We start from the raw sequence: 16,977 nt of genomic DNA, 5'->3' as shown, positions 1-16,977 counted from the left end.
CTGGAGGAAGGCATCAACCGCTTGCCGGGCTTCACGCCGGAGTTGCAGGGGGTCTATCTGAAAAACGAAGGCGGTCGTACTCGCGCCTATGGGTATGTGCTGAAGGTTTGAAGCTGCACCCTCATCATTGTTCAAGGAGAAATGCATGAGTCACTCGCAAACCCGCTTGCCGGTCGATTTGGCGCAGCGCTTCCCGGTGCTGATCGTGGCCAACACCCAGGAACATCACGACAGCATCATTCTGCGCAGTGCCCAGGCGATTGCTGCCGCCTTGCATGAGCATGAACTGGAGGTGGAGCTGGTCGGGTCGCTGGAGGAGGCCGAAATCGCCATCAGCGCCAACTCGGCCTACTGCTGCGCGATCATCGGCTGGGGCCTTTGTGAAAACAGCCAGGATCAGGCGCTGCAACTGATCCAGCTGATCCGCCGGCGCACGGCACAGCTGCCGATCATGCTCGGTATGAGCCAGGCGCATCGAAGCCGGGTGCCGCTGGCGTTCGTGGAGAACATCGACGGTTTCATCTGGCAGCCCGAGGACAGCCCGGAGTTCATCGCCGGGCGCATCGAAGCCGCCGCCCGTCGTTACCTCGACAGCATCCTGCCGCCGTTTTTCGGCGCGCTGGTGAACTTCGCCGGCACCCATGAGTACTCCTGGCACACCCCGGGCCACACCGGCGGCACGGCCTTCATGAAGACGGCGGTGGGGCGTGCATTTCTCGACTTCTACGGCGAGCAAATGCTGCGCTCTGACCTGAGCGTTTCGGTCGGCGAACTGGGCTCGCTCAACGACCATTCGGGGCCGATCGATGAAGCGGAAAAATATGCCGCGCGGGTGTTTGGCGCTGACTTCACCTTCTTTTCCGTGGGTGGCAGTTCGGCGAGCAACGAGATCGTCCTGCATTCGGCGGTGACCGATGGTGACGCGGTGCTGGTGGACCGCAACTGCCATAAATCGTTGAACTATGCCTTGAACATGTCCGGCGCGGTTCCGCTGTACCTGCGGCCGCGGCGCAATGCCCGTGGGCTGATCGGGCCAGTGCCGCGCACTGAACTGACCCCCGCCGCCGTTGCGCAAAAACTCGCCGAGAGCCCGTTGGCGACCAACAAGACGGCCAAGCCGGTGCTGGCGGTGCTGACCAACTCGACCTATGACGGCCTGTGCTACAACGTGCAGACCACTACCCGCGAGCTGAGCCAGAGCGTCGATCGCATCCATTACGACGAAGCCTGGTACGCCTATGCGCGCTTCAACCCGTTGTACGAGGGCCGCTACGGCATGCACCGCGGCGAACGACATGCCGACGACGCCACGGTGACCGTCACCCACTCCACTCACAAGCTATTGGCGGCGTTGTCCCAGGCCTCGATGATTCATATTCGCTCGGGCAAGGTGCCGGTCAAACCGGCCCTGTTCAACGAAGCCTTCATGATGCACACCTCCACCTCGCCGCAGTACAGCATCATCGCCTCCACCGACGTCTCGGCAAAAATGATGAACGATGCCGGTGGCTACCTCACCGATGAGTCCATCGGCGAAGCCATCGCCTTTCGCCAGGCCATGGTGCGTCTGAGCAAGGAAATCCAACAGCGCGATGCCAAGGATTGGTGGTTCGGAATCTGGCAGCCAGACCAGGTCGACGGGGTACCGTTTGCCGACGTCGATCCAGAGGTACTGCGCCACGGCGATGCCTGGGTGCTCAAGCCGACAGCCACCTGGCACGGTTTCGGCGATCTGGGTAGCGACTACTGCATGCTCGACCCGATCAAGGTCACCGTGCTCACACCGGGGCAAACGCTGGAAGGCCAGATGGAAACCAGCGGCATTCCGGCACCACTCGTGTCGTCGTTCCTCTCAAGCCGCGGCATCGTGGTGGAGAAAACCGAGCCCTATTCGATCCTGCTGCTGTTCAGCCTGGGCGTGACCAAGGGCAAGTGGGGCTCACTGGTGGCGGGCCTGATGGAGTTCAAGAAACATTACGACAGCAACTCGCCCCTTGAACAAGTGATGCCCGACCTGGTCGACAGCCATGGCGATCGCTACAGCGGCATGGGCCTCAAGGACCTGGCCGAGGAGATGCACCAGGACATGTTGGCCACGAATATGCTGCACAACATGGATGAGGCCTACACCCTGTTGCCCGACCCGGTCAGTTCACCACGGGACACCTTCGCCAGGCTGGTCAAAGGCGAAATCGAACAGATTGCAGTGCGCGATATGGTCGGTCGCACCGTCGCCGTGCAGATCGTCCCCTATCCACCGGGCATTCCGTTGATGATGCCGGGCGAGAAGGCCGGCGCGGACAAGAAAGCCATTGTCGACTACCTATTGGCGATGGAGGCCTTCGACGGTCGCTTCCCAGGCTACGAGCACGACAACCATGGCGTCGAGATCGAGCGCGACAGCCAGGGCCGCCCCACCTACAAGGTGTATGTGGTCAAGCAGTAAGCGTAATCCTCTGCCAGGCGCCGTATTGCACGACGCCTGGCCCAGGTTCAAAACTTTGAACAAGGCAAGGAGTTTGCGATGGCTGATTCAAGCAAGAAAATGGGTTTGGTCGGGCTCACGACGCTGGTGACGGTCAACATGATGGGCTCGGGCATCATCATGTTGCCCACCAACATGGCTCAGCTGGGTGCCGTCTCACTGCTGTCATGGCTGTTCACTGCGATTGGTTCGATGGCCATCGCCTACTGTTTTGCCCAGTGCGGCGTTTTCTGCGCGCGCTCCGGCGGCTTGTCCGCCTACACCGAAGAGGCCCATGCGAAGTCGGGCTTTTTCCTCTGCTCGTACCTGTACTTCCTGTCACTGGCCATCGCCAACGTGGCCGTGGCCATTTCGGCGGTGGGCTACATGACTGCCTTCGTCCCCTGGCTGGGCACGGGCGCGATTCCGCTGTGCATCGGTACGATCACGTTGATCTGGCTGACCACCTTCGCCAACTTCGGTGGCCCCAGCATTACCGGCAAGATCGGCGCGTTCACGGTCTGGGGCGTGATCATTCCGGTTGCGGGCCTGAGCATCATCGGCTGGTTCTGGTTCAAGCCCGAGGTGCTGTCAGCTGCCTGGAACCCCAACAGCCTGCCGATCTCCGAGGCCATCAGCAAGGCCATTCCCCTGACCCTGTGGGCGTTCCTGGGCATGGAGTCGGCGGCCCAGGCCACCGATGCCGTGGAAAATCCCAAGCGCAACGTACCGCTGGCCTGCCTGTTCGGTACCCTGGGTGCCGCCGTGGTCTATGTACTGTCGACCACCGTCATCCAGGGCATCATTCCGAACGAAGAGCTGGCCAAATCCTCGGCACCCTTTGCGCTGGTCTACGCGACGATATTCAGCCCGATGGTGGGCAATATTGTCATGGCCCTCGCGGTCATGGCCTGTGTCGGCTCGCTGCTGGGCTGGCAATTCACCCTGGCGCAAACCGCCAAGATGACGGCTGACCAGAACCTGTTCCTCAAGCTGTTCAGCAAGGTCAACGCCATGAATGCTCCCGTCGTCGGCATGATCGTGTGTGGCGTACTGCAGACCCTCATGGCCCTGTCGACCATCTCGCCCGATGCCGCCGCCCAGTTCAGCAAGCTGGTCAGCCTTGCAGCGGTCACCAACCTGATCCCCTATATCACTGCGCTGACCGGCCTGCTGGTGATCATGCACAAGGCCAGGGTTTCGTCGGGGATCTACTCACGCAACGTGGTCGTACTGATCATTGCGGTGACGTACTCCTTGTACGCCCTGTACGCCTGTGGCAAGGATGCGGTGATGGGCGGCACCCTGGTACTCGCTATCGGCTACCTGCTCTATGGCTTCCTCGCCAAACGTTTCACCGACGTGCCAGCGGCCAACCAGGCCCGGGCCACGAACCCTTAGGCGTGGTCAACAGGACTGCACAGACATCTGCATACGGGGAAACCGGACATGAACGTACCATTTGCCACAACCACCAGATTGCTGCTTGCCTTGGCACTCTCGACGCTGCCGCTGGCAGCCGGTGCCAACACCCTTGAACGCGTGCGCAGCAGCCACACCGTTACCTTGGGCTACTTGCCTGACCTGGCCCCATTCAGCAAGCAGGAAGGCGACAAGGCCAGCGGTTATGCCATCGACCTGTGCCTGAAGGTCGCCGACAAGCTCAAGAGCGAACTGGGCCTGCCCGACCTGCAAGTGCACTACCAGCCGGTAAAGATTTCGGACGAGGTCAGTGCCGTGAGCCAGGGCAAGGTCGATATCCTCTGCACACCGACTCCGCCGACCCTGGAACGGCGCAAGATGATCAGCTACTCCATACCGGTCTACACCGCCGGCCTCTCGGTCGTGGTGCGCAACGATGCGCCCGAACCCTTGCTCAATGTGCTCAATGGCAAGGTCGCCAATAGCGGCCCGACCTGGCGTGCCAGCATCAACAATGGCCTGGCCAACCAGACCTACGCGACCATCGAGGGGGGCGTGACCGAAGACTGGATTCGCGAGCAGATGCGCCTGCTCAACGTGATCGCCTCGCTGGTGACCGTGGCCAACAACGACGAGGGCGTCAAGCTGGTCGCCGAGGGCAAGGCCGACGCCTTCTTCTCCGAGCGCATGCTGCTGCGAAACGAAGTGGCCAAGGAGGGCGCGGACAAGAACCTGATGGTCCTGGACCGCATCTTCGAGTACTCGCCGGTGGCGATGATGGTGGATCGCAACGACGAAGACTTCCGCTTGCTGGTCGATACGGCCCTGAGTGAAGCCTATTACTCGGGGTTTGTGGAAAAAGCCTACGACCAGTATTTGGGTGGCAGCAACCTTACTGTGAGAAAGCTGTTCAGGGTCTATGCGTTGCCTTAGCGACAACGGCCCTCTGTAGGAGCGAGCAAGCTCGCGATGGACGTCAACGATGACGCGGGTTGCCTGGATGCCCGCGTTGTTCTGGCGTTCTTCGCGAGCTTGCTCGCTCCTACAGGGGGTGCGGGATAGCATCAATTGGCGAAGACCATGGCGAAGTAGCCGAGGACCGTCAGCAAGATTCCAGAGACGGCAAACGCGACCGGAAAACCGACCCACGGCACATTGCTGTCGATCTCCGCCGCGGCCTCCAGGCACGGGCCGGAATGGCTGCGGGCGCCGGCCATGCCGCCCATCAGTACCGCCGGATTGATCTTCATCAAGTGGTAGCCAACCACCCAGACGGCGAACGGCGGCAGCATGCAGGCAACGAAGCCCACCAGGAATATCTGCACGGCAAGCGTCCCCGTCAATTGAGCGAGCAGGGTAGCGCCGGCATTGATCCCGACAATGGCAACGAACACCAGCAGGCCTATGTCCTCAAGGATGTTACGCGCTGCGTTCGGCGTATTGCCGAAGAAGCGCAGGCGCGAGGACAGTGACGAGACGATGATGCCCGATACCATCAGGCCGCCCGCGCTCCCCAGGCCGACAGAGGCGCCAAAGGCGGGGAACTGGATCAGACCGATCAGCAGTCCCAGGGACATTCCGACAAACAGCGTCAGCAAATCGGTGATGCTGCTGGGCCGGGCGATAACGCCAAACAATTCGCCCGCGCGTTGCACGGCGTTGGACAGGCCGGTGACGAACAGCACGTCGCGGCGTTGCAACCTGGTTTCCGGTCCCACGGGCAGCGGTACTCCGCCGCGCTGGATGCGAGTCAACTGAAGCTGCCCGGCCAGGTTCATTGTGCGGAACTCCTTGAGCTGCTTGCCGATGACGGCTTTCTCGGTCACCAGGATCTCCGCGTGATCCAGGGGAACGGCGAGCGCCTTGGCGTCATCGACCTCCGGGCCGATCAGGCCGATGTTGGTGGTCAGGCCTGTACGTGTGCTGCCCAGGGTAATCACATCCCCCAACTGCAATTGGATATCAGGATCTGCCCCTATCGCCTCATCCGCGCGATGCACATTGACGATGCGATACTCCGGGTATCGAGCGAGAAATTCGCGGATGGTCAGGCCGGCAGTCGTACGGTTTTCCAGGCGGTAAGCGCGCAATGCGAAGGCCTTGTCAGCGGTAAGACCGTCGTCCTCGAGATCATGCATCCCATGCTGTTCCTCATAACGACGGGCTGCCGCCCTGGCATCCACCCCCCACCAGCGCGGCATGTATTTGCACATCAGCACGATGCCCACGGTGCCCCAGATGTAAGTAATGCCGTAGGACAGGGTAATCATCGCCGACACCCCCTCGACGGTGTCGCCCGGTGCGAGCTGGACGGCACCCGAGGCCACGGCCTGTTCGGCCGAGCCGATGGCCGAGGACATGGTCGTGGCCCCGGCGAGGATTCCGCCGGCCGCGCCAGTCGGCAGGTTGAACAGGCGCGTGCCCACGACCACCACGGCCAGGCTGACCACACTGCAAATGACCGCAAGGACGGTGAACTTCAGCCCGTCGTCCTTCAGGCTGTTGAGAAAGGAGGGACCTACCCGCAAGCCGACCCCGTACATGAACAGGTAGTAGAAGAGGTTCATGGTGAAGGTGTCGAGCTTGAATGTGATGCCATAGAGCGAAGCGGCAATGGCGACGCCACAGCCCACCACGATGGCGCCGCCTACAGTTCCCAACCCGTAACCCTTGATGGTGAAGCGGCCAATCAGCACCGCCAGGCTCACCACCAGGAACAGCAGCATGTAGGGGTTGGTATCGAGAAACGCGAAGAGTGCATGCACGGTTTGAATCCCCAGATTTCGCTACGTTAATGCCTGATGTCAGGAAAACCTCAGGCAGTAGCGTAGCGGGTGAATCCGGAGTGGTTGCTCAATGACAGGTTCCGGGTGCCGGAATCGTCCTGCAGGCGCTAACGGTTGAAGCGTTCGGCCAGGCTGTGCAGGTACTCGGCCATGACTTCCAGATCCTGGCTGATCGCAGCGCCCTGTTCGGCCTGCCCGGCGCTGTGATCGCACAGTTGGGCAATTCGCGTGATCTGCTGGTTGATATCCTCGGCCACATGGCTTTGTTCTTCAGACGCCGAGGCCATCTGCTGGCTCATTGCAGTAATCCGGGAGACGGCCTGGCTGATACCGACCAGCGCCGACTGTACGGCCTCGACACGTTGCATGCTTTCGCGGGACATCTGTTCGCCGTGGCTGGCCGTCGAGACGGCGCGATCGGCGCCGTTGTACAGGGACGCGATGATGCCGTGGATCTGTTCGGTGGAAGTGCGAGTGCGCTGCGCAAGGGAGCGCACCTCGTCGGCAACCACGGCAAAACCGCGACCTTGCTCCCCGGCCCGGGCGGCCTCGATCGCCGCATTGAGCGCCAGCAGGTTGGTCTGTTCGGCAATGGATGTGATGACGTCCACGACACTGCCGATCGATTGCGTTTCGCTCGCCAATGCATTGACCGCCTGGCCAATCTCGTTGACCGCCGCATGCATGGTTGCCATGGCGCTCAGGCTTTGCCGGGCCAGTTCAGTGCCGTCACGGGTCAACTGGTCGGCCTGCGACGCGGCATGTGCGGTGCTGAGGACGTTTTGGGTGACTTCCTGGATAGTGGCGGCCATCTGGGAAATGGCCGCGGCGGACTGGTCGGTTTCGCTGCGCTGACGATCCAGCGACTGCGCCTGGGAACCCGAGAGTGCGGATGACTGCGCCGCTTTGGCCTTGACGTTGACCCCGGCATCGACGAGCCGGGACAGGGCTGTCTGCAAGCGTGCTTCCTCACTGAGCATGGCCATGTCCAGGCGCCCCTGGGGACCGTGGTTGTCGCTAAAGGTGAGCGCGACCAAGGGATCGGAAAAGGCTTTGGGATGCTCGGCCAGGGTGCGCTCGATGGCGCTGCGCTGTCGGGAGGCGAGCAGGTACCAGGCAACACCCAGACTCGCCACCAGGACGCCTTGTGCCGCTGTGTGTGGTAGCCACTGACTGCCCAGCAGTGAAACCCCGCCCGCCATCAGTAACGGCCACCCGTGTTGCAACGGCCGGAGAATCCGCGCGCTGCGCGCAACGATCGGCTTGCCGGCACGCATCCTTGCATAGAGTGCCGCTGCCCGACGGACCTGGTCGCGGCTGGGCAGCGACAGAACCGACTCGTATCCACTCAGGCGCCCGTTTTCATGGATGGACGTGACGTAGACACTGACCCAATAGAAATCACCATTTTTCGAGCGGTTTTTCACAATACCCATCCAGGGTTTGCCTTGCTTGATGGTGTGCCACATATGAATGAATACCCCGGGCGGCATATCGGGGTGTCGAACCAGGTTATGGGGCTGACCGACAAGTTCGTCGCAGGTGAAACCGCTGATGGCCACAAAGGCGTCATTGCAGTACGTGATACGGCTATCGAGATCGGTCGTGGAGATCAATCGTTGTTCGGCGGGAAAGACTCTTTCATGCTCGGTTACGGGCAAATTCACACGCATACGATGCGACCCCTCGGATTATTATTATGATGTTGGGCATATAAATCAGCACGTTAGGCAGGCATTGCGCCGTACGGGCCCGAAGAGGAATTTATGGACGGGGGCGGCTGACCACCCTTCATTCGACGACAATTACTTGTCATTTCATGACAAAAACTCAGGGTTTTGAAGGCCAGGCAAAGGCGGTCAAGGAAACCTCCTGGAATTAGCGCCTGGCCGGTTCGTTACGTGTTTCAGACCGCAGCGCTCACGCCTGTGTCTGTCTCCTGCGTCGCAACGTCATGCAGCGAAATCCTTGAGGTCTCTGGCAATGCCAGTCCACCCGCCAGCGCGAGCAACGCAACCGCAATCAGATAGAACGCCGGCGACAGGTTGCTGCCGGTGGTACTGATCAGCCACGTCGCCACCAGCGGCGCGGTGCCGCCAAACAGGGTGTACGCGATGTTGTAGGTAATTGCCGAGGCGGTGTATCGGGTACGAGTAGGAAAGGTTTCCGAGAGCAGGGCCGCCGTCACCACGCCACACAACACCGCGCCGATTGCCAGGAGCATCACGCCGACGACAGACGCGGCGAACGAACCGGAGCTGGCCATCAGGAATGATGGATACACAGCCACAATCAGCAGCGCGCAAGCCGTCATCACCGTCACTCGGCGTCCGACCCGGTCCGAATACAACCCGGCCAGCGGGCAGATCGCCGCAGCGAACAGCAAGGCAATCAGTGACACCAGCAATGCCGTGGCGCGACTCAGGCCACCGGCGACTTGCAGGTAGGTCGCGAAATAGGTGGTGAACATATAGAACGACAGTGCCGTCAGCGACACAAAGGCACCCAGGCAACAGATCGCCGCACCATGGTTGCGCAGGGTTTCCCTGAGTGGCGAGTGAGCGACTGCATGTTCCTCGGTTACCGCCTGGAATGCCGGTGTCTCATCGAGCTTCCAGCGCAGATACAGACCCACCAGGCCCAGGGGCGCGGCAATCAGGAACGGCAGGCGCCAACCCCAGCTGCCCATTGCTTCGGCGGACAATGACGCCTCGAGTGCGTAGGCCACCACGGCGGCCGCGGCGAACGCGGAAAATGTCGACACCGGAATGAAGCTGCCGTACCAGGCGCGTTTGTCTCGCGGTGCATGCTCCATCAGGTAGGCACAGGCACCGGCGTATTCTCCCCCGGCGGAAAAGCCCTGGGCGCAGCGGATCAGGGACAGAAGAACCGGTGCCATGACCCCGATCGCGGCATAAGTGGGCAGCAGGCCGATCAGGGTGGTCGCACCGGCCATCAGCAGAATGGTCATCGCCAGGGTTCGCTTGCGGCCGATCCTGTCACCCAGCATGCCGAAGAAAATCCCGCCCAGGGGGCGAAACGCAAAGGCCACGGCGAACACCGCAAAGGTCTTGAGCAGCGCGGCACTGGCATCGCCACTGGGGAAAAATTGCTGGGCGATGGTCGTGGCCAGGAAGCCATAGACGGCGAAGTCGAACCACTCGACAAAATTGCCGATGCCGGCGGCCACAATCACTCTTCTCAGCGTTTCGGGGCGGACTTGTTCCATCGTTGCGCTCGTCATGCTTGACCTCGAAAATTCGTCAGTAAGCTATCGATTATCGGGGCAGGCACTGAGGCGGTTCACTTCAAAAGTGTCATCCACGTAGTCAGTACCGACGTGATGAGTAGTGAAACGCATGGGTGTAAATGTAGGAGCGAGCATGCTCGCGATGGTCGTCAACGATAACGCTGGGCATCTGACACCCAGCGGTGTTCTCGACTCCATCGCGAGCATGCTCGCTCCTACAGGAAAGCGAATTCAAATGTGATCAAGACGACCGGCAGGGTATTGTCGGTCGCCTCGATCAAATCGATTTGCAAGGAATGAAGATGACATTGACTGTCGAAAACCTGGTCAGGATCGCAATGACCAATCCAGTGAATGCAGAACTCTCCCATCGCTTGCCCGAGCTCGGTTTGAAGCAGTGCATGCTCACGGCCGGTTGCTTGTTCCAGGCCGTCTGGAATCAGCAGTCACAGCGACCACCTGAGTGGGGAGTGAAGGATTACGACGTCTTTTACTTCGATGAAGATCTGTCCTGGGAAGCGGAGAACGAGGTCATCCAGTCAGCCAGTCGGCTGTTCGAGGACCTTCAGGTGAACATTGAAGTCAAGAATCAGGCTCGTGTGCACTTGTGGTACAGCCAGCGCTTTGGCGGGGATTATCCTCAACTTCAGTCGGCCAGGGACGGGGTCGATCGCTACCTGATCGCCGGTACCTGCATCGCCTGGGATGTTGAAACCGGCGAGGTCTATGCCCCCAACGGCCTGGCCGACACAGAGCACGGGCTGCTTCGAATCAATCCAAAGAACCCCAGGCCAGAGTTGTTCGACCAGAAGGCGAAAAGTTATCAGGCTCGCTGGCCCTGGCTCAGGATTTTGCAGCCGCAAAGTTGAATGGGCGCGAGCGGAGTCTTGCCGATGGAGCGGGCCTCAAATCCTGTGAGGCCCGTCATCGCTGAAGCGAAGTTGTCATTCAGTTCGCCTTTACCGGCACCGTTATGGTTTTGCCGAACGCCGATGTGATGGTCGCTGTCGGGCTGGACGACGCGGTGACGCCGACGGTCGTCACCGCGATGTTCCAGCGCGCGCCTGTCGCCGTAGGCGTCAGGGTGGCGGTGCCAAGGTTTGCCGTACCGGTTGTGGTCGTGGCCGTTGCCTTGATGGTATTGCCCGTGCCACGGGAGGTGGTGCCGGACAGCACCCAGTAGTAACGGCCGTTGCTGCGGGCGGTGACGGTCGCGCTGGTGACGATCAGGTTCTCCACGGCCGCCGCCGAGACCGCCACGGACACCGTCGCCGATGTCGACTCCGCGCCCTTGGCATCGGCAGCCTTATAGGTAAAGGTCGCGGTGAACGGCGCGGGGATCGTGGCCGGTGGTGTGTAGGTCACGCGCGTACCATCGGTGCTGACCACACCTTTGCCGGAGTCCGGTTGCTCCAGGCCCACCACTTTGAGTGGCACGTTTCCGTCAGGGTCGCTGTCGTTGGCCAGGACGTTGATGGTCACCGGTTGGCCATTGCTGACGGCGCTGTCGGGGTTGGCGACTGGTTTTTTGTTATCGTCGTTATTGTCCCGTGTATCGCCGGTGCGGAAGGTTGGCAGCGCCGCGGAATTGACGTAGGTGACACCGTCCCAGCCAGGCAGGGGCGTTGGCATCAACTGGAACTGGCCCGGATTCTCGACATCCCAGCGCAGCAGCATGGACGTATCCTCGTGCTGGGTGTTGTGGCAGTGCTCCATGTAGGTCCCGGCGAATTCACGGAAGCGGATGGCGATGTCCACGTCCACCGAACTGTCGATGCCCTGGCCGATGAGATAGACGTCCTTGCGTGCCCATTTTTCCCATTCCGGCGGTGCCTTGCCATCGCGGTTGAGGACCACGCCTTCTTCGAAATGCACGTGCACCGGGTGGCTCCAGCCGTTGCCGCCGTTCCTGATTTTCCACACTTCCAGAGTGCCATCGCCGGAAAACCCGGCAGGGGTCGGGCCGCTGGCCAGTTGCGGCGCGGCGCTGATCCGGCGAAGGTCCGCGCGGTTGCCGAAACCACCGTCGGTCTTGATGGTCCAGGGCTCCTCGTCGGTGCCGTCGGAGCGGCCGAAGATGAACTCGCGATGCCGTGCCGCCTTGAGTTTGGCCTGCATCGTCGGGTCGTCGCGGTTGATGGTCAGCGGGATCATCACCTTGCCGACCGCTTTACCCGGCTTGGCGGGCTCGTAGTCGGCGGGGTTCATGCTCAGGTCCGTGCCGGAGTAAGGCTGCACCACCATTTGCATGAACTTGCCCACCGCCGGGTCGCCGGCGTCCCATTCCAGCCCTTTGCTGCCCGACTTGAGCACCGCCTTGTACTTGCCGGACAGCACATCGGCCAGGCTCAGCGGAGTGCTTTCCGGTCCCTTGCCGTTCTGGTGCTCCATCAGGTTGACGAAGTACAGCTTGTCGCCGGTCTTGATCCCGTTTTTTGCGAAGTTGACGATGATGTCGAAGCGCTCGGCAATGCCTTGGGCGGGCAGGATGGCGTTGTGGTCCTGTACATCGCCGTCGGCGTCCAGGTCCATGCTGCCGTCGAAGGGCACGGCGTGCTCCATGAGGTTGCCGTCGTTGGCGATCATGTGGAACGGCACCCGGGTATAGGACACATTGGAACCGGCCGGGCCAGGGAATTCGCCACCGGTGCCTGCGACTTCGCGCACCAGCGCAATCCTGAAGAAGCGCGACACCGAGCCGTTGAGGATGCGGAAGCGATAGCTGCGCGCACGTACGTTCAGGCGCGGCTGGTACTGCCAGTTGACCAGGATCTGATCGCCGAGGAAGCCGTCGGTGTTGAACGGGTTGAACCACAGTTGGCCGTTCTGGTCCCAGGCCTTGTCGGCCACCAGCAGGTTGACGTCATAGTCGCGGTTGCCCCAGGGCAGCGCCGAACCACTGGGCAGACGCAAGTTGACCCCGTCCTGCAGCGCTTCGTTGCCACGATCCAGGGCGCTGTAGTAGTTCATCATCGTCGCGTTGCCCTTGTAGACATTCTGCGCGGTGAAATCGAGCATGTGGTCGTGGAACCAGTGGGTGCTCATGGTTTCGCGCCAGTCGCCGCGGATCTTGATGCTGCCGTTGTTGCAGGTTTTCAGGCCCGGGGTGGCGTCGTTGACGAACAGGGTTTCGCCCGGGGCGCAGGGGAATGCCGCGCGCGAATCCTGGGCGTTGGTATTGATGCTGTCATAGCCGGCCAACTGGACCGGCCAGCGATAGTCGTAGTACTGCCCGGGGAAGAAGAAGGCGTTGGCATAACCATCGCTCTCGGCAGGGTTGTGGCCGTTGTGTTCGTGGGTGCTGAGGGTGTGCAGGCCAAACCCCATGTTGGCCGATGGATCGATCGGCAGGGCGTTGTAATGCCGCATCAGCACCCCTTGGCCGTAGCGCACCATCAACAGTTTTGGCGGAAAGGTACCGTCGAAGGTCCACAGCGCCTTGTGGTTCTGAATCGGCATGTTGGGGTGGAAACGGGTGTCGATGCCTTTGGTGGTGCCCGCGATGACCGGGGCGTCCGAGGTCTGGTTGTACAGCCCGCCAGGTCCGAACTCACCGACGGCGTAGTTGTGCAGCTGCCTGCGGTCGCGCATGCCGCCGTTGAGCTTGGCGCCCGCCTGTGCGGTCTTGAAGGCGACCTGTGGGTAGAACTCGTTCCAGCGCTGGTGCGACCAGCCTTTTCCTGGCGGACGCCCTTCGGCCGGCGAGCCGACCGGATGGCGGTTGAGGAAGGCTTCGATCTGCGCTTTCCACGGGTTGCGGTCCAGCACATTGGAGTACTGCGACGGAAACGGGTACAGCCCCGGCTGGCGCATGAAGGCTTCGAGTGCCGCAGCCGAAGGGCCGCTGCGGGCGATGCTGTTCGGGTCCTGCGTGGGCGCCGGGCCAACGATCGGAGGCGGGAAGGTCAGGGGCGGCGCGGGCAGTGTCGGGTCGAGTTTTTCCGTGCCGAATTCTTCGAACAACAGCAGTTGCTGAGTGTACGGCAGGGCCCCGAACAATGGGCTGGGCTTGCCGTTGGTGGGGATCTTGAAGGATGTCTGCTGGGCTGGCGGCAGCACGTTCTCGGCCCGTGGCGTGTCCCGGTCGCCATACACGCCATTGGGCAGGGCGATGGCCCCCTGGTTGGTGGGGGGCATGGTCAGAAGGGCATCCAGCGCGGCCTTGGGGTCTGCCGGCGGGTTGGTAAACGCCGAGGGATCCGTCGGTGGCGGCTGGCTGACATCGTCGAGCGGCGCGGCGTCTGCCGTAGCGAGGGAAAGGAGCATTGCACAGGGCAGGCCTGATTTACGCAGCCGGCCGAAGGAATCGCATCGTGGTGTCACGCTTTTCATTTTTCACCCCTCGCCTGATGTCCCGCCGTCTCCATGTCCGGGACGACTGCTGTACTGGGCACGAATTGGGGGTGTGCAACTAATGAGCCATCACGAAAAAAAGAAAAAAGTTCAAATTAATGAACAGGTTATCGTGATCGTTGCAGACGAGTAGGAGAGGGGGATATTCCTCTAATCTGGTGATTAGGACCTGACAGGGTGGGTGAAGCAACCCATTTATGGGGAAAGTGGCCCCCGGTTTTACCGAGTGTTTTTGGCAGGAACTGATCGAATGTTTAAGCTGATATCATTCAAAAATCGACACGTTGAGCAGACACGCATGAATCGTCGCAAGAAAATAAATCAGATATTGAAGGCCAACGCCAAAAAGGCCAGCGCCAAACTGGCACCGAAAAAGCCAAAGTACATCAGTAAGGCGGACCGGTTGAAACTGGCTGCCGAAGCGGCTCAAGACCCGGTCGTATCCTCCGAGAGCTGATCCTTGCAACTCAAGCACCACGGCATTCCAGCCCCCGTTTTTTTCGAACCGGGGGCTTTTTTATCGCCATGGCCTTAACGAATACCGGTACCCGCCATGGACTCCGGCACCCACTGCGCGATCGACAGCGGTTCGATATAGCGGATGCCGCCATGAGGGCCGACTACGCCATTGATGTTATAGGTGCCTTTCGACAGGTCGTAGGTCATGAAAGGGGTGGCATCCGGGACCTGCTTGTCATAGCTCTGGCTGAAGAAGGCGAAGGAACCACGGTATAGCTGGCCACTGGTGTCGTACTGATCGGAGGCCACCGCGGCCCAGGTATCTTCATCCAGATAAAAACGGCGCTTCTGGTAGATGTGCGTTGCTCCGGCCTTGAGGTTGCCCTCGACGACGTAGACCCGGTGTTTTTCCCAGCGCACGAAGTCCGGCGAAATGAAATTCGGCGTGGTCAGCGATTTGGCGTCGCGAGCGTAAGTCAGTTTGTAAGTGTTGTAGGGCACGATCATTTCTTGCTTGCCCACCAGCGTCCAGTCATACAACTCCAGTGCGCGGGCAGTGCCGGGGTTGGGAGTATCGTAGGCCAGGATCGAAATCTGTTTGACCCGGCGCTGCGCCGGCAGGTATTGCCAGGCACGGCCGGGGCGCTGCAGCGGGTTGGTGGCGTTCTTGAGCATGATCGACTCGCCGGCACGCCGCGCAGGTCCGGTATAGGACAGTTTCAACTGGTAGTAGATGTCGGAATTGTTGATGGGCTTGGACATGTTCTCGTAGATCGGGAAGGAGACGAATGCCTCGCCGGTGACCGCCAGGCTCGCCACGCCCGCCGTATCGACGCTCCACGAATCGTATTTGGAATGGATATTGACGCCCTGGTAGCGCAGCAGGAAATTCCACATGGCCTCGGCACCCGATTGCGGGATCGGAAACGGCACACCGGGCAATACGTTATCGAACGCTATACCGCCGTTGAGCGACCGGGCGCCGGTGGCATTCTTGCGGCTGTTGTCCAGTACCTCCTGCGGCAGCGATGCAGTGCGGTGGGTCGGATACACGTCGAGGCGAAAGCCGGGGTAGCGCTTGGCCAAGGCTACGGTGGTGGCGGTCAGCATGCCTTTGTACGAGTCGACGTTCCTGGCATTGATCACCAGCACTGGTTTTTCGTCCGCAAAGGGGTCCGGGCGCATGCTGTCGCCTGTCTTGAAGCTGGATGGGGCCGTGGTCAGGCCACCGTTGTAGGGCGGAATGGAGCCATCGGCATTACCGGCCTTTTCGGCACCCACCCATGTCAGGCTGCTACCCAGCCGCGCTGCCTCCTGACTCGATACGTAGGCTTTTGCATCGATGGCCAGCACCATGAGGGGGATGGTGGCCAGCAGACTTTTCACGAATTTCATATTGTTATTCTCCTGCCCGGTGTACCGGGCAACTCGTGACTCGGGCGTAGCGGTTGTATCCGCAGGCTCGATAGCCAGAGACTTTTTCAGAACCTCCATTAAAAGGCTCCCGATACGGGAGCGCTTTTCATTTGACGACAGTCCCTTGGCTATCCATGACAGGCCCGGGCTGATATTCGGTGCCGTATTGGCTGAGGCCGAACGTCATTTGTTTGCAATCCCCAGAGGAATCATTGAGTTACTGGAGGGTCATAGCTAGTACCCGAATGAAAGTTCGGGCGGCCGCAACCATTCCATACCTCCGACACTCAGGACGTTCATATGAATCGCGCAGTAACCTTGATCCTGGCCATTTCCAGCGCCGTCTTGTTGGGCGGCTGTGGCCCGCACTGGGATGACGGGGAAAGGTATGGCCGCTATTACGACCATGACCATCGACGTGGTTACGACCAGAGAGGGGACGATGACCAGGGCGAAGACCGTCAATATGATCGTCATGGCTATTATCGAGGCGGCTATGATCGCGATCACCGTCGCTACCGCGATCGCGATGACAACGACGACTGAGAAAATCCCTGTAGGAGCGAGCATGCTCGCGATGAAGGCACAGGCACCGCGGGGTGTCAGGCAGCCAGTGTCATCGTTAACGACCATCGCGAGCTTGCTCGCTCCTACAGTCGACCCCATTACCCTGTAGGAGCGAGCATGAACTGGCCTAATGATCCCGGACACCTCTTAAGGGCGATATGATTCGCCCAATCAGGAGGTTCCATGCAAGAGCGAAAGACCTATACCCGCGAGTTCAAGCAACGTGCTGCCAGCATGGTTCTTGATGACAACTGTTCGAT

General features: G+C 60.7%; 10 protein-coding genes and 2 pseudogenes. 6 read left to right on the top strand and 6 right to left on the bottom strand.

Features of this window, described 5'->3' with window-relative positions:
- Window positions 1–145: 145 nt before the first annotated feature.
- The 3 genes from CAG47_RS27180 (at window position 146) to CAG47_RS27170 (ending at window position 4,819) form a co-directional block, all read left to right on the top strand.
- Entirely contained in the window at window positions 146–2,446 is a 2,301-nt protein-coding gene (locus CAG47_RS27180; protein WP_085729370.1) for an Orn/Lys/Arg decarboxylase N-terminal domain-containing protein, read from the top strand.
- A 78-nt stretch (window positions 2,447–2,524) separates the two neighbouring features.
- Window positions 2,525–3,865 carry a putrescine-ornithine antiporter gene (gene potE, locus CAG47_RS27175; protein ID WP_085729369.1) on the top strand — a complete coding sequence of 447 codons (1,341 nt, stop codon included), beginning with the start codon at window positions 2,525–2,527 and terminating at the stop codon, window positions 3,863–3,865.
- A 48-nt stretch (window positions 3,866–3,913) separates the two neighbouring features.
- A complete protein-coding gene (locus CAG47_RS27170) occupies window positions 3,914–4,819 on the top strand; it encodes an amino acid ABC transporter substrate-binding protein (protein ID WP_085729368.1) in 906 nt (301 codons plus the stop codon).
- Between the two features lie 131 nt (window positions 4,820–4,950).
- Here CAG47_RS27170 and CAG47_RS27165 read toward each other — a convergent pair whose 3' ends face one another.
- The 4 genes and pseudogenes from CAG47_RS27165 to CAG47_RS27155 all read right to left on the bottom strand — a co-directional run bounded on the left by CAG47_RS27165 (window position 4,951) and on the right by CAG47_RS27155 (window position 9,916).
- A complete protein-coding gene (locus tag CAG47_RS27165) occupies window positions 4,951–6,651 on the bottom strand; it encodes an aspartate:alanine exchanger family transporter (protein WP_143515943.1) in 1,701 nt (566 codons plus the stop codon).
- Between the two features lie 128 nt (window positions 6,652–6,779).
- Window positions 6,780–7,754: pseudogene (locus CAG47_RS29500) on the bottom strand (methyl-accepting chemotaxis protein); the annotation flags it as partial.
- Window positions 7,755–8,066: 312 nt separating this feature from the next.
- A pseudogene (locus CAG47_RS29495) lies at window positions 8,067–8,345 on the bottom strand (PAS domain-containing protein); the annotation flags it as partial.
- A gap of 233 nt (window positions 8,346–8,578) precedes the next feature.
- Window positions 8,579–9,916, bottom strand: coding sequence for an MFS transporter (locus CAG47_RS27155; protein WP_085729366.1), 1,338 nt, complete (start codon window positions 9,914–9,916; stop codon window positions 8,579–8,581).
- 302 nt (window positions 9,917–10,218) lie between these two features.
- Here CAG47_RS27155 and CAG47_RS27150 point away from each other — a divergent pair, with 302 nt between their 5' ends.
- Window positions 10,219–10,791 (top strand): nucleotidyltransferase family protein, encoded by a 573-nt coding sequence (locus CAG47_RS27150; protein WP_256577572.1) that lies wholly within the window; start codon window positions 10,219–10,221, stop codon window positions 10,789–10,791.
- Window positions 10,792–10,870: 79 nt separating this feature from the next.
- Here CAG47_RS27150 and CAG47_RS27145 read toward each other — a convergent pair whose 3' ends face one another.
- Window positions 10,871–14,254, bottom strand: a complete 3,384-nt coding sequence (locus CAG47_RS27145; RefSeq protein ID WP_085729365.1) for an Ig-like domain-containing protein — start codon at window positions 14,252–14,254, stop codon at window positions 10,871–10,873.
- Between the two features lie 319 nt (window positions 14,255–14,573).
- On the opposite strand from CAG47_RS27145, the gene CAG47_RS27140 reads away from it, so the two are divergent.
- Window positions 14,574–14,732 (top strand): DUF2986 domain-containing protein, encoded by a 159-nt coding sequence (locus CAG47_RS27140; RefSeq protein ID WP_085729372.1) that lies wholly within the window; start codon window positions 14,574–14,576, stop codon window positions 14,730–14,732.
- 74 nt (window positions 14,733–14,806) lie between these two features.
- Here CAG47_RS27140 and CAG47_RS27135 read toward each other — a convergent pair whose 3' ends face one another.
- Window positions 14,807–16,129: a DUF1329 domain-containing protein gene (locus tag CAG47_RS27135; protein WP_085729364.1), complete on the bottom strand. Its 1,323-nt coding sequence runs from the start codon at window positions 16,127–16,129 to the stop codon at window positions 14,807–14,809.
- A gap of 321 nt (window positions 16,130–16,450) precedes the next feature.
- Here CAG47_RS27135 and CAG47_RS27125 point away from each other — a divergent pair, with 321 nt between their 5' ends.
- Complete coding sequence (locus tag CAG47_RS27125) at window positions 16,451–16,696, top strand: hypothetical protein (protein WP_085729371.1); 246 nt, start codon at window positions 16,451–16,453, stop codon at window positions 16,694–16,696.
- The last annotated feature ends 281 nt before the right edge of the window (window positions 16,697–16,977 follow it).

This window comes from Pseudomonas sp. R37(2017) (assembly GCF_002113375.1).
Taxonomy (GTDB): Bacteria; Pseudomonadota; Gammaproteobacteria; order Pseudomonadales; family Pseudomonadaceae; genus Aquipseudomonas.
This window is presented reverse-complemented; position numbering and strand designations above follow the sequence as displayed.

What these genes read in the sequence shown, in the direction of transcription:
- CAG47_RS27180 (WP_085729370.1), top strand. Translation starts at nt 146, where the DNA reads ATGAGTCACTCGCAAACCCGCTTGCCGGTCGATTTGGCGCAGCGCTTC.
- CAG47_RS27140 (WP_085729372.1), top strand. Translation starts at nt 14,574, where the DNA reads ATGAATCGTCGCAAGAAAATAAATCAGATATTGAAGGCCAACGCCAAA.
- CAG47_RS27150 (WP_256577572.1), top strand. Translation starts at nt 10,219, where the DNA reads ATGAAGATGACATTGACTGTCGAAAACCTGGTCAGGATCGCAATGACC.
- CAG47_RS27170 (WP_085729368.1), top strand. Translation starts at nt 3,914, where the DNA reads ATGAACGTACCATTTGCCACAACCACCAGATTGCTGCTTGCCTTGGCA.
- potE (WP_085729369.1), top strand. Translation starts at nt 2,525, where the DNA reads ATGGCTGATTCAAGCAAGAAAATGGGTTTGGTCGGGCTCACGACGCTG.
- CAG47_RS27155 (WP_085729366.1), bottom strand. Translation starts at nt 9,916, where the DNA reads ATGACGAGCGCAACGATGGAACAAGTCCGCCCCGAAACGCTGAGAAGA.
- CAG47_RS27125 (WP_085729371.1), top strand. Translation starts at nt 16,451, where the DNA reads ATGAATCGCGCAGTAACCTTGATCCTGGCCATTTCCAGCGCCGTCTTG.
- CAG47_RS27135 (WP_085729364.1), bottom strand. Translation starts at nt 16,129, where the DNA reads ATGAAATTCGTGAAAAGTCTGCTGGCCACCATCCCCCTCATGGTGCTG.
- CAG47_RS27145 (WP_085729365.1), bottom strand. Translation starts at nt 14,254, where the DNA reads ATGAAAAGCGTGACACCACGATGCGATTCCTTCGGCCGGCTGCGTAAA.